Source organism: Bdellovibrio sp. SKB1291214 (genome assembly GCF_002209355.2).
Taxonomy (GTDB): domain Bacteria; phylum Bdellovibrionota; class Bdellovibrionia; order Bdellovibrionales; family Bdellovibrionaceae; genus Bdellovibrio.
This window is the reverse complement of the sequence record NZ_CP106855.1, coordinates 1897832-1910402: the sequence shown is the minus strand read 5'-3', so window position 1 is coordinate 1910402 and position 12571 is coordinate 1897832. Positions and strand designations below refer to the sequence as shown.

10 protein-coding genes are annotated in these 12571 nt (G+C 44.9%); 8 read left to right on the top strand and 2 right to left on the bottom strand.

The genetic code is table 11. The features are described from left to right. Positions 1–52: 52 nt before the first annotated feature. The 5 genes from B9G69_RS09510 (at position 53) to B9G69_RS09490 (ending at position 6509) form a co-directional block, all read left to right on the top strand. Positions 53–1756, top strand: a complete 1704-nt coding sequence (locus B9G69_RS09510; RefSeq protein ID WP_265437707.1) for a glucan ABC transporter ATP-binding protein/ permease — start codon at positions 53–55, stop codon at positions 1754–1756. Then, positions 1743–3512 (top strand): ABC transporter ATP-binding protein/permease, encoded by a 1770-nt coding sequence (locus B9G69_RS09505; RefSeq protein ID WP_088615264.1) that lies wholly within the window; start codon positions 1743–1745, stop codon positions 3510–3512. Before B9G69_RS09510 ends, B9G69_RS09505 begins: the two co-directional genes overlap by 14 nt. A gap of 76 nt (positions 3513–3588) precedes the next feature. Then, a complete protein-coding gene (locus B9G69_RS09500) occupies positions 3589–4869 on the top strand; it encodes a family 43 glycosylhydrolase (RefSeq protein WP_088615263.1) in 1281 nt (426 codons plus the stop codon). A 101-nt stretch (positions 4870–4970) separates the two neighbouring features. After that, complete coding sequence (locus B9G69_RS09495) at positions 4971–5348, top strand: hypothetical protein (RefSeq protein ID WP_088615262.1); 378 nt, start codon at positions 4971–4973, stop codon at positions 5346–5348. A 90-nt stretch (positions 5349–5438) separates the two neighbouring features. Beyond that, complete coding sequence (locus B9G69_RS09490; RefSeq protein WP_088615261.1) at positions 5439–6509, top strand: alkene reductase; 1071 nt, start codon at positions 5439–5441, stop codon at positions 6507–6509. A gap of 37 nt (positions 6510–6546) precedes the next feature. Here B9G69_RS09490 and B9G69_RS09485 read toward each other — a convergent pair whose 3' ends face one another. After that, positions 6547–7923 (bottom strand): YncE family protein, encoded by a 1377-nt coding sequence (locus B9G69_RS09485; protein ID WP_088615260.1) that lies wholly within the window; start codon positions 7921–7923, stop codon positions 6547–6549. Between the two features lie 149 nt (positions 7924–8072). Here B9G69_RS09485 and B9G69_RS09480 point away from each other — a divergent pair, with 149 nt between their 5' ends. Then, positions 8073–9167 (top strand): DUF2252 family protein, encoded by a 1095-nt coding sequence (locus B9G69_RS09480; protein WP_088615259.1) that lies wholly within the window; start codon positions 8073–8075, stop codon positions 9165–9167. Further along, positions 9167–10972 carry a M3 family oligoendopeptidase gene (locus B9G69_RS09475; protein ID WP_088615258.1) on the top strand — a complete coding sequence of 602 codons (1806 nt, stop codon included), beginning with the start codon at positions 9167–9169 and terminating at the stop codon, positions 10970–10972. Before B9G69_RS09480 ends, B9G69_RS09475 begins: the two co-directional genes overlap by 1 nt. Here the strand turns inward: B9G69_RS09475 and B9G69_RS09470 are convergent. Then, positions 10961–12064, bottom strand: a complete 1104-nt coding sequence (locus B9G69_RS09470; RefSeq protein WP_088615257.1) for a glycosyltransferase family 4 protein — start codon at positions 12062–12064, stop codon at positions 10961–10963. The genes B9G69_RS09475 and B9G69_RS09470 overlap by 12 nt on opposite strands. Positions 12065–12351: 287 nt before the next feature. Here B9G69_RS09470 and B9G69_RS09465 point away from each other — a divergent pair, with 287 nt between their 5' ends. Next, positions 12352–12558: a hypothetical protein gene (locus tag B9G69_RS09465; RefSeq protein WP_088615256.1), complete on the top strand. Its 207-nt coding sequence runs from the start codon at positions 12352–12354 to the stop codon at positions 12556–12558. Positions 12559–12571: the final 13 nt, after the last annotated feature.

Here is a 12571-nt window from a genome sequence, read left to right as displayed (position 1 = left end):
TTTTCAAACATACCTACGATCTCTAAGCATACTATGGCATGAAGAGCGTGGCATGACGCTGGCTTTGCTGAGCGCAAGTGTATTCGTGGGCTTTGTTCAAGTTGCAGAGCCCGTGCTTTTCGGCCGAGTTATTGACTCATTAACCCGCAACGAAAATGTTTTTTCAATTCTCGCATTTTGGGGACTATTAGGAATCATCAATATCTTAACGAGTGTTTTCCTAGCAGTTCTTAGTGATCGCCTGGCTCATCGACAAAGATTGGGTACCCTTGACCTCGTTTTCGAAAGGGTGATCGGCCTCCCCGTCAGTTATCATTCGGAACAAGGCTCTGGGCGAATGGTACGAAGCATTCTCTCAGGAACCGATCAGCTATTTCATCTTTGGCTTTCATTCATGCGGGAACACGCTTCATCCTTAATTGGTATAATTTTATTAATTCCGATGGCTATTACTTTAGATCGCCGAATGGCAGCGTTGCTCTTTGTGCTGGCACTGATTTACGCCGTCGCAAATTTCCTGATAGTTAAAAAGACCCACTCTCGACAAGCACAAGTTGAAACTTACCACCAAAATCTGTTCGCCCGTATCGGAGATGTCTTAGGGAATGTCACTGTCGTGCAAAGCTATGCGCGACTTTGGGATGAAATAAAATCAATGCAAACAATCACCGCACAACTCTTAAATGAGCAATATCCCATTCTAACTTGGTGGGGTATATTAGCGGTCATCACGCGTGTTTCCTCGACGCTTACGATGGTAAGTATATTGATCCTCGGCTCCTATTTGGTCCAAAAAAATGAAATGACTGTGGGACAAGTCGTAGCTTTCACCAGCTTTTCTGGTCTTTTGATTGCGAAACTTGAACAGATTTCTTCTTTCCTTTCTCGAACCATCTCACAAGCGCCGTCTCTGCAAACTTTTTTCCAACTCTTGGATCAACCTGACGGAGCTCAAGAACATCCCAATGCAAAAGCCATCGAGCCACAAAAGGGAGAGGTCCGTTTTCAATCCGTTACCTACAACTACAAGAACTCAACCCAAGGTGTTTTTGATATCAACTTTACGGCGGGCTCCGGCCAAACTGTTGCCTTAGTCGGTCCTTCCGGCTCTGGTAAAACGACGACACTTGCGTTGCTTCAGCGCTTGTTCGATCCAAATACGGGCAATATTACCATAGATGGCGAAGATATTCGTCATTTCACCCTCACAAGCCTCCGTCATTCGATTGCGACTGTCTTTCAGGACGCCGGACTTTTCAACCGTTCGGTCGCGGAAAATATTCGCATCGGTCGTCCCACGGCCACAGATGAGGAAGTTCACCAAGCGGCTATCCAAGCCGATGCCCATGATTTCATAATGAGCAAACCGGGTGGTTATGAATTCGTCATCGGAGAGCGTGGGTCTGCCCTTTCCGGAGGAGAACGGCAAAGACTGGCAATCGCGCGAGCTATTTTAAAGAATGCACCCATTCTGATTTTCGATGAGGCCACGAGCGCCCTTGACTACCAGACAGAAAAAAAGATCCAGCATGCTATCGAAAATCTAAGAGCGCAGAATAAAACAACTTTTGTCATTGCCCACCGACTATCTACAGTCATTGAAGCGGACTTAATTCTAGTTTTCAAAAATGGTCGCATCATTGAATCGGGAAACTTCCAAGAGCTGTGCAACCGAAATGGTTTGTTCACGGAATTAGTCAAGCTCGGGGAACTGAAACGCGAACCACATCTTGGAGAACCCCATGCAACAGGATAGTGGAAAAAATATTTTTCGACAGCTGTGGAATTCCAAGGATATCAAACCTATCGGGCTGATAGTGGGTGCGGTTCTGTTCGTCCTTGTCTTGAATGTCCTTGGCGAAATGCGAATGAATACTTGGCAAGGAGAATTCTTTCGCGCTATAGAGAAAAAAGATATTCCCCAAGTGGGTACTCAATCCGCAATTTTCGTTATTATAATGGTGATTCTGCTCAGTTTTATCGTTACCCAAAACTGGCTGTTAGAACAATTCAAGATCCGTTTCAGAAAATGGTTATCGTCCCATCTTATTGATGAATGGATCAAACCGGGCCGCGCATATCGCTTAAATATAGTTTCTAAAGAAAGCCTTAATCCCGATCAACGAATTCAAGAAGACGTCAAACATTTCAGTGAACTGACCGGAGATTTGGCATTAGGCGCCTTTAGGGCCTCGCTTTTTTTGTTAACTTTTGTCGGCGTGCTTTGGTCGATGTCACAAGGAGTGATTTTCAATCTGGGAAATATGACTGTTTCCATTCCAGGATACATGGTTTGGTTTGCAGTAATATATGCTTTGCTAGGATCTTTTTTAGCAACCCGAGTAGGACGTCCTTTGATCAAACTCAACGAAGAACGCTATACCCGCGAAGCTAACTTACGTTATGCCTTGGTGCGCGTCAGCGACAACGCCGAAGGGATCGCTTTTTATGGCGGTGAAAAAGATGAACGAAAAATCCTAGATGATCAGTTAAATTTAACTCTGAATATTATGCGACGACTCTCCTTTGCCCAAGCAAGGCTAACTTGGATTGCTTGTGGTCATGGTTGGATGGTCGTGATTTTGCCAGTACTGGTGGCCCTTCCCGCCTATCTTCAAGGAAGGCTGGATTTCGGAGGCCTTATGATGGCTGTCGGAGCTTTCAACCATGTTCAGCAATCGCTCCGATGGTTCGTTGAAAACTATTCGCGCATAGCAGACTGGAAATCGGTTTTGAACCGCGTGAGCCATTTCGAGGAAGAGCTCACCACCATTGACAGCGTCCGTACTGACATCCCTCAGGTTGAAGTTCTCACTCACCGAACCCACTATTCTATGGAAAGCACATGCATAACTTCTGCCGACGGAAAAAGTATCGTGGATAACGCCTCCATGCACATTCTTTTAGGCGATCGCATTCTGTTAACCGGTGATTCGGGGGCGGGTAAAAGCACTATCCTGCGAGTCCTTGCAGGTATCTGGCCTTGGGGGACAGGAAAGATTTCTATTCCACCTCCCACGAGTACCATGTTTTTGCCACAAAAACCTTATGTCCCCCTGGGCACACTATTGGATGCCGTGGCCTATCCCCTCTCCTCCGCCCAAATCGACAAAAAAAAGATTCTTGCCGCTTTAGAGCGCGTGAATCTTAGCGAGTTTCAGCCCTTGGCAGATCAGAACATTCGCTGGGATAAATTAATGAGTTTGGGACAACAGCAAAGATTGGCATTTGCTCGACTTTTAATACACCGGCCTCAATGGATTTTTCTGGATGAAGCCACCTCTGCGCTGGACGAGAACAATCAGAAAAATGTCATGTCAATATTCAACAATGAACTTCGCACCTCCACCCTAGTCAGTGTCGGCCACCGCTTGAGTCTAGCTGAATTTCATTCACAGATTTTTGAAGTCGTAAATACGGATGATGGACGAGTTTTAAGAAGAAAATCAAAAGAACCTTCGTCTTCAGGAATGCCGTTGCCCGTGGTCGCCTCGACAAATGATTTGATATAGAAATTTTTTCTCGCTGTTATCACACAAACGATCATTAACAATTCATAATGTCATTCACCTGGAGGGTGATTTGACTATGAGATCTGTTTGGGCAGTGACTGCCATTTTATTATCCTTTCTGTCTGTATCTAAATCTGCTTACGGTAAAAAAAATGATTCTGTTCTGTTGGATTTGAAAATCAATGGTGCCACTGTTTTAGACAGCCCTGATCCAAGTGTCTTCAAAAAAGACGACCGCTTTTATCTTTCTTACACCACGGACTCTGGGAATATTCCCGTCTTTGTTTCTAATGATTTAAAAAACTGGAAATTCCAACGCCATGTTTTTGCATCGTCAGATATAAAAATGGTAGGCAATGCTCTGAAATTTGGAGAGTACTACTATTGCCATATCTGGGCCCCAGAATTTCACCATGATTCAACGGGAAAAACATATTTAACGTTTACTGCTGTTCGTACGAAAGAAGCACCTCCGCAAGGACGCTGTCCCGATTACAACCAAGATAGCGGAATATATATTTCTGTTTCAGACAATGGAATGAATGGACATTTTGGAGAGCCGCAATCTTTGAAGGCGGATAAAAGCTGCATGTCCACTGCTTTAACTCCGAGACCAGGACGAAGCCCGGCTTCACCAGATACAGCTTTCAATAGTTGCCAAGGCGGCGACTGTGACGCTATTTTGCGATTAGACTCTACAGTGTTCAGCGATCAAGGTAAAAACTGGTTAGCGTATTCCTGGTATGCAAACTCAATTCCTAATGCCTGGGAAGAAAAAAATTATGGTGAGCACTTAAGTATCGTACAGATGGACACCCAAAATTTGGGTGCTTTATCTTGCGATAGCGAAACAAAAAAAATCTTTGCTGTTAATCCTCACGATTCAAATCTTTATACGGGTTTGGCAAAATCGTGCAAAGGGTGCGATAAAAATTTATCGTTTACTACAGGCCGATCTGGAAAACCGTTCTTAATGAACGGCTATTTGCAAGGCGTGGCTGAAGGAGCCAGCATCTTCAGAAATGGAAATTGGGTTTATCTTTTAGCCAGTGGTGGAATCTGGGATTCCAAAAGCTATCACGTGTTTTGGATCGCTGCTCCTTCAGTGGAAGAACTTTCACTGAATAATCCTAAAAGAGTGGTTGGAAGATATCTGATCCCCGATGATCGGTATTCCTATGGTCATGGCTCAGTCGTTGAAAAAGAGCAGGGCCAGTTTTTTTATGTTTACCACAGGTTAGATCATCAAGCCTGTTCGAAACGAAATGACTGCCGCAGACGCATTATGATTAGCCCCATAGAGTTCCAGGTTAAAAATGATGGACAAAATGCTGTTCATATTAAGCCTCGCATTTAGGCGAGGTGCTGCCGATCAATGACATTAATAATGTTTTAGCAAAAGTGTTCAAAGTATCTTATAAAGAATAATAAGTACTAACTCTTACCTGGAGTGAACGCATGAAGTTGCTAATTGCCAGTCTGTTGATTCTTGGAACCTCTTTCAGTTTCGCCGCCCCTGGCGAGACTGACGTGAATCCCGACGATTTGTCGACGGATGCCGATGGCAACTTCGTATTTTGTACCTTAAAAGACGGTCGTCAAATGCAAGCGACGACGTGGTTGGTGGCCGTTGATAATACGATCCTTTCCAAAAAGCCAGTACGAGCTTACCTGACCTCGACGTCTGAAAATCTTGAATTTAAAGACGTAGCTTATCGGGTTTTGGTTACAAAACAGTTTGCGACAGCGGGGGGAATTCAATCTATCCATATCGAACATTTGAAGCCCACAGCTCCCACTGAAAATCTCGAGTGCAACGAGAAAAACACTCCCTAGTGCTTCTGGGACCTAGCTAAATATCATCTTGTCTTTTCCGAAAACGTGCTCAGTATTGTTACTTATAGAATTCACGTGAAAGGAACAGACATGTCTCGTCCACTTTTTGAACCCGTGCAAATGGGCCGTATTCAATTATCTAATCGTCTGGTCATGGCACCAATGACTCGCTCGCGTGCTGTTGGAAACCTGGCAAACGATATGATTGCTAAGTATTATGCAGATCGCGCCACGGCAGGATTGATCATCACAGAGGGGATCTCCCCTTCACCGAATGGTTTGGGTTATGCACGCATTCCGGGACTCTTCAACCAAGAGCAAGTCGCAAGTTGGAAGAAAGTCACTGATGCTGTTCACGCTAAGGGTGGGCATATCTTTGTACAATTGATGCATACGGGCCGCGCGTCTCATCCAGACAACTTGCCCAAGGGTGCGAAAATCTTAGCGCCTTCACCCATTGCCCTGTCCGGAAAAATTTGGACCGATACGGCACAACAGCAACCTTATCCTACGCCGAATGAAATGACGCTCGATGAAATTAAGTCCACGATCCAAGAATATATCACAAGTGCAGAGCTCGCGATTCAAGCTGGATTTGATGGCGTTGAGCTTCACGGTGCTAACGGATACTTGATCGAACAGTTCCTTAATCCAAATGCTAATAAACGCTCAGACATGTACGGCGGCTCTCCGGAAAATCGCATGCGCTTTGTTTTAGAGATCGCTAAAGGCACTGTTGAAAAAATTGGTGGTGATCGCTTGGGAATTCGTGTCTCCCCTTACGGAGTCTTTAACGATACGGGAGCTTTTGAAGGTATCAATGAATTCTACTCAACACTTTCACAAAAACTTTCTGATTTGGGGTTGGTTTACATCCACGTTGTCGATCACAGTGCAATGGGTGCACCACCAGTAAATCCTGAAATCAAACAACTGATTCGTCAAAACTTCAAAGGACTGTACATCACGTCAGGGGGTTATGATGAAGCAAGGGCACAACAAGATTTGAAAGATAAGAAAGGTGACTTGGTCGCAATTGGCCGACCTTACATCTCCAATCCGGATTTGTTACAGAAATTGAAAGAGGGCAAACCCCTTACGCCACCAGATCCAAACACTTTCTACACACCGGGCGATAAAGGTTATAACGACTACAAATAATCCAGTTATAAGACTCCCAATGCGGGAGCCTTTTTTATTACTTTTCGTAGACAGCTTTTAGTTTTGCGATGTCATAAAAGAATAACTTCGCACTAATTAAGGCACTCGAAATCAAGGTACTACCATCCGGAGAAACATCAAGTGCCGTGGGCTGCGTGCCACCCACCAACGTCATCACGGTGGCGCCGTTGCTCGTGTCCACTATATCGATTTTCCCCACGACACGGGCATCAACAGATGTATCGCCTTCGACCGTTGTTGTTCGGGACGAAACATAAAGGTAACGATTGTCGATTGGATCCAGCACAATGGTGTTAGGATGAGCCAGGGGCCACTTTTTATTTGGAAAGTTGGGATGATCTTTAGGATAGTCCTCTAACACTAGGAAGTTCTGCGGACCCTGCACAGTATGAAACGGGACAAGAAGTTCTTGCCACAGTGACGCTTTCAAAACCACATTGGGGCCTTTTTCGGGCAAGGCCTCTACGCTTTTAATCAAGGCACGTAAATCAATTCTTGATACAGCGTTGCCGCGCATATGACTTAGGTAAGCCAGCTGCCCATCTTTCGTTATCACTATATGACGTAAATTAAGATCACGCCCGGCAAGTTCTCTAGTAATTGGGGCAAGTTCTGCCACCTGCGTATGGTTAACAGCATCAATAACGAACAGACTTCCCGTCTCGGTACTTAAGACCAATGCATACAGACCGTCGGGACTGAATGCCATACCCCGGGGTGCAATTTGATAACCGTGATTCACTGGAGGTTTGAAATGACTTTCTAAGGCAATCTTTTTAACAAAATGAGCATCGCCCTTCAGTTTTCCATCATCCTGGAGATTTGTGATATCAAGAACACTGATATCATCGGAAAAATAATTGGCAACATAGACAATCTGTTGTGGATTTCTAATTCGAGTCAAAGCCGGCCGTGCCGCGATGATCTTAGCTCCTTGCCCATAAGTGGGAATGTACTTGGTGATTTTCTGAGTCTTGGTATTTACGACTGTAATCAAACCCTGATTTTTATAAATCTCCGATTCGGAATTTCCTTCCGCCCGCGCAATCAGCGCCCAACGCCCATTGACTGAAAAATCGACTTCGGTGTTGGCCAAAATACCTTTTCGAATGCCAACTGGAGTGACCAATGTCTTTACTAAATTCATTTTTTCGATGTCGTATATCGATGCTGTGGGCACTCTTTTCCCTGTTCCCGCTTCGATTTTGCCGCACATCTCAGCCAAGTAAAGGTAGTGTCCCCCCGGAGCAACTTTTGCTCCCTTAGGTTGGCACCCTGTGGGGAGTATCTTTTTCAAAAAATCTTTCGTGTTATAAGCTTCTAAATCGCCCGCCGCTGCGTTGGCCATACAGGAATACAAAGCCAACCCCAGAATCAAAATCTGATGCCTCATGCTGTTCTCCTTTTTTATTGAGCTCTATCACTATTGCGAAGGCCCCTGGGCCCTTCAATTGAACTTCCTGTAACGTGCCAAATACCAACAGACTCTTAACAATGGGGTCTCTTGCCTTCAGGGAAGGGCTTTGCTAGTTTGTACCCTGCATGAAATCACTATTTCTGAATTTTGCACTGTGCGTATTTTGCGTAGGTTCCGCCTCCGCTGTCGAAACCTATTCCTCTGCAATGAAAGCTGATTGGCATCACGAAGAGGGACTGTTTAATGCCTTTCGCGCAAACGCTCCTCACTATTGGAATTGGTTAAAGGCCCAGAGCTCTCCGATCTTGGCACCTGCAGGCGTGGTAGTGGGCGATCCGCATATTTTGAACTTCGGAGACGTTCAGATGTCCAGTGGCGGCCGCGAATTCGCATTGATAGATATCGATGATGGTGGACCGAATGCGCCGCTGGCTGGTGATTTGATTCGCTATGCAGCTGGCAATCAAGTATCGCCGTTTCATGTTTCTCTGCAAAATATTTTTGATGCCTACATTCAAGGTCTTCAAGGCCAACGTATGAATGAACCAGAAATTTTGCTTTCAGCGCTGTCGCACTCGGACACCGATTACCATAAAAGACAGAACAAGTACTTAAGTAAAATGACCGAGCAAAATCGTTTTTCGGCAAAAGCGAAATTAACGCCAATTGCTCAAGCGGGCCCTGACATTCAGGAATTATTTCAAAAATCACGTGCGGCTTTTGAAGCGGCACTGGCAGGTTATCTTATTCTAGACACTGGCTATAAAACGAAACTAAGTGGCGGCAGCCAGGGACTCCCACGATTTTGGTACCTCATTCAAAAAAATCAAGATCGCTATATTATAGAATTTAAATTTCAAGAAAAAGCCGCGACTTCCTTTTATTCAGAGCAAGGTGCGCCAGATCAACGGTTTCCTTATATCGCGCAGATATATCGTCCCTCCCGCGCGGCCTATGGGCCCTATAACATCGTGACATCTGGGGGAGGTCAGTTCTTGATGCGCGCCAGATTGTCTGCCTATCTGGATTTTGATTCGGATAACGATGATGACCATAACGTTAGTGACGGTCAGAAGATGTCTTTGTATATCGCCAACCGCTTGGGGTTATGGCATGGCCAACAAACAGCTGGCAAAAATCTATTGAACGTTTTGAACTTTGAGGCCTTTGAACAAATGGTTAAAACCTATGTCAGTCTCATGATGAAAGAGAATAGCTAATGAACGGTCCTACATGGAATATCGAATCAATTTACCCTTCCATTTCCTCCCATGAATTCCAAAACGATTGGACTTTGATTACGGGAAAACTTGAGTCGTTGCAAAAAAGCATCGCTCACCTAAAAGGCGATCTTGCAAAACCAACTGACAAAACGGTCACAGAAATTCAAAATATTTTATTGGCATACGAAGACTGCGTTATCACTGCCGCGACGATGTCCACATATTTAAGCTGTTCTTTATCTGTTGATTCTGCAAACAACGAAGCGAAAACCAAAGAATCAGAAATTCAGATTTTCTTTTCCAAGCTTTCCCAGGCGATGGTCCCTGTTAATTTGATGATCCAACGTTGTGACGACTCGATTTTTAATAAAATTCTGTCTCATGATCATATCAAAACATATCGTTTCATGTACGAAGAGCAACGCAAGAAAGCCGCACACACTTTGTCTGAGGCCGAGGAAACCTTGGCACGCAGTCTGGAAGTTCCCGGTCACACAGCTTGGGGCAACCTTTATGACGAACTAAGCGGCAACTTGCGCGTTCAACTTAATTATCCAGATCGCACGGAGATTGTTGGGCTTGCAAAGGCTTCGGCCTTAACCAAGACTGCAAATGAGTTAGACCGTAAAGTAGCGTGGCTGGGAATTCAAGAAGCTTGGAGTGAGCATCAGCACACAGCGGCTGCAATTGTAAACGCCCTTGCTGGATGGCGTATTGAGGATGCACAAAAGCGGTCCCACACAAAACCCATGTCATTTATGAATAATCCACTATCTGACAACCGCATCACTCAAAAAACTTTGGATGCGATGATCATGGCTTGTCGTAACAACGCCAAAGACATTCAAAAGGCGGGCCACTTAATGGCTAAGGTCATGAAGAAAGATAAATTGGAACTTTGGGATCTTTTGGCGCCAAGTCCTATCGGTGCGTCTCAAGATGCAGTGCCTTTTGAGAAAGGTGCTCAAATCGTGAAAGATTCATTTGCCAATGTATCGCCGGAAATGGCCGACTTCGTGCAAATGATGGTGGACAAGAAGTGGATCGAAGGTCGGGTTTTGCCGAACAAACGCACTGGCGCTTATTGCACAGGTTTTTTAAGCAAACGCGAGCCGCGCGTATACATGACATACATGGGCTCTAACAGTGACATCGGGACTTTGGCGCACGAGCTGGGTCACGGTTATCATTCCTGGGTCATGCGTGACATGACGTTAGGAGAAATGGAATACCCGATGACATTGGCGGAAACGGCCAGTGTTTTCGCTGAAACTGTTTTGGGCGATGCCCTGATGACCCACGCAAAAACTCGGGAAGAAAAAATTGAAAATGCTTGGGGTGACCTGGAAGGTGCCATGGCGTTTTTAATCAATATCCCCGTTCGCTATGAATTCGAGCGCAAATTCTATGAAGCTCGTAAAGAGCGCACACTCAGTGCAAGCGAACTTCGCAAACTTATGACTGATGTTTGGACGGAATGGTATGGCGACTGCACAGACAAAGCTGATGAGCTATTCTGGGCCCATAAGCTTCATTTCCATATTGCAGGGCTAAGCTTTTACAATTTCCCATACACATTTGGATATTTGTTCTCGTTAAGCATCTATGCCCGCCGGAAGGAGCTTGGCGCGGAGTTCATGCCAAAGTATAAAGCGATCTTACGCGATACAGGGCGCATGACAGCGGAGGATCTGATCATGAAACATCTAGGTGAAGACATTACTCAGCCTGCATTCTGGCAAAAATCCATCGAAGTGGTTAAAGCCAAAATCAACCACTTCGAAAGTTTGTTAAGCAATTAATTGATTGAGCAGTTGTTCGTTCACTTTTCCTTGGTCGTACTGATTCAAAACTTTCAGGCGACCATTGTGAGCCAGTTCTTTACGAAGTCCCAGATTTTGGGAAAGAACTAGCAACTTATTTGCAAGCGCTGCAGCGTTACCAGGTTCGAACAAAAGACCCGTCTTCCCATCATCGATGATATCCACCACCCCGCCTGCTTTAGAGCCAATGACGGCAACTTCAGAGGCCATGCCTTCGATTATCACTCGTCCAAAAGTTTCAGCATCAGAACTCATCACTAAAATATCCAGCGATGCCGCGATTTGTGGAATATCCGTGCGAAAGCCCGTAAATATGACTTCCTCTTGTAAGTTCAGTTCAGAGCAAAGATTCTTTAATTCACCTAAGTTACCTTGCTCGTTCAGAGTTTCTTCCCCGACCAGAACAATTTTGAAGTTTGAAATATTATTTTTCAACAAAGCCGCTGCCTTAATTAACAGGCCTTGCCCTTTAGCCTTATCCAGTCGACCTATTAATCCGATCAAGACTGTACGCTCATCACATCCAAATTCTTTTCTTAATAAGGCGTTTTTGTGACGGGGACTGAACTTCTCTGTACTTACAGAGTTCGGGATCACTACGATCTTTTCCGACTCAATCGCCAAATGATCGATTAGATTTGCGCGGTGGGTTTCCGTTAAGGCAATGATCTCCTGCACTCGACCATAAATCCACCGGTGATAAAGGTCTTTTTTAAACACGCCCAAGAACGTGTGAGAGATGCCAATTATTTTGTTTTGCTTGTAACCCAACGATGCCAGGCGAATCCAAAAAAGATCCCGTAACTGTTGAACAAGGATCGTAGAAAATTTTTGGGTTTTTAAAAAACGCCGGATTTGGATGATGGATGAAAGCGTGCGAAAAGTGCCAGAATTGCATTCCAAGACCGCGCAATGGCTATGAACCAGTCTTTGCATTAAGGGGCTTCCTGAAACCGTCACGGTCGTACACTTAATATTTTTTTGTTGAAGGAGTTGCGCAGTTTCTAGCGCCACCATCTCCTGACCACCCCATGATGTTGATAAGCACACTTGCAAAATTGTTTCCGGCATTCCGTTCCTCGCTGAATTTTATTATGAAAGTGTTTGCGACGATTTCAACTTTCCTGAAACATTCGATCCGAACTAAATTAGTTGGTCCAGCGAATCATTGGTCGATACAGTCTCCTGCTCCTGCGCCCGCGCCGGTTAAGATTCAAACAATGCTCGCTTAGCTGCATCTGAATAAGAATAAACTCTAATAATCCTCTCGAAAGGACCAGTTGAACATTAAAATCCCCAAAGATATCCCCTGCTATTCTACACTGTGATTCAACATCACATCGGGAGAACGGCTGTCCATGCGATTTCTAACGAACATCAAAGAAACGGTTTTGAAATACTACGAATTTATTAAAGAGCTTGATGAGATGACGATGAGTCGCTTGCGCGGAGAAGACGAGTTTGATCGTCCCGCAAAAAAAACGGAGCACAAACGTGCTCCGCGAAAAAATAACGTAAAAGTTGAAGACCTGCGCCCGCAGAAGCAGGAAAATACCGCAAGCTAAATGGATATTAGAG

What these genes read in the sequence shown, in the direction of transcription:
- B9G69_RS09510 (WP_265437707.1), top strand. Translation starts at nt 53, where the DNA reads ATGACGCTGGCTTTGCTGAGCGCAAGTGTATTCGTGGGCTTTGTTCAA.
- B9G69_RS09505 (WP_088615264.1), top strand. Translation starts at nt 1,743, where the DNA reads ATGCAACAGGATAGTGGAAAAAATATTTTTCGACAGCTGTGGAATTCC.
- B9G69_RS09500 (WP_088615263.1), top strand. Translation starts at nt 3,589, where the DNA reads ATGAGATCTGTTTGGGCAGTGACTGCCATTTTATTATCCTTTCTGTCT.
- B9G69_RS09495 (WP_088615262.1), top strand. Translation starts at nt 4,971, where the DNA reads ATGAAGTTGCTAATTGCCAGTCTGTTGATTCTTGGAACCTCTTTCAGT.
- B9G69_RS09490 (WP_088615261.1), top strand. Translation starts at nt 5,439, where the DNA reads ATGTCTCGTCCACTTTTTGAACCCGTGCAAATGGGCCGTATTCAATTA.
- B9G69_RS09485 (WP_088615260.1), bottom strand. Translation starts at nt 7,923, where the DNA reads ATGAGGCATCAGATTTTGATTCTGGGGTTGGCTTTGTATTCCTGTATG.
- B9G69_RS09480 (WP_088615259.1), top strand. Translation starts at nt 8,073, where the DNA reads ATGAAATCACTATTTCTGAATTTTGCACTGTGCGTATTTTGCGTAGGT.
- B9G69_RS09475 (WP_088615258.1), top strand. Translation starts at nt 9,167, where the DNA reads ATGAACGGTCCTACATGGAATATCGAATCAATTTACCCTTCCATTTCC.
- B9G69_RS09470 (WP_088615257.1), bottom strand. Translation starts at nt 12,064, where the DNA reads ATGCCGGAAACAATTTTGCAAGTGTGCTTATCAACATCATGGGGTGGT.
- B9G69_RS09465 (WP_088615256.1), top strand. Translation starts at nt 12,352, where the DNA reads ATGCGATTTCTAACGAACATCAAAGAAACGGTTTTGAAATACTACGAA.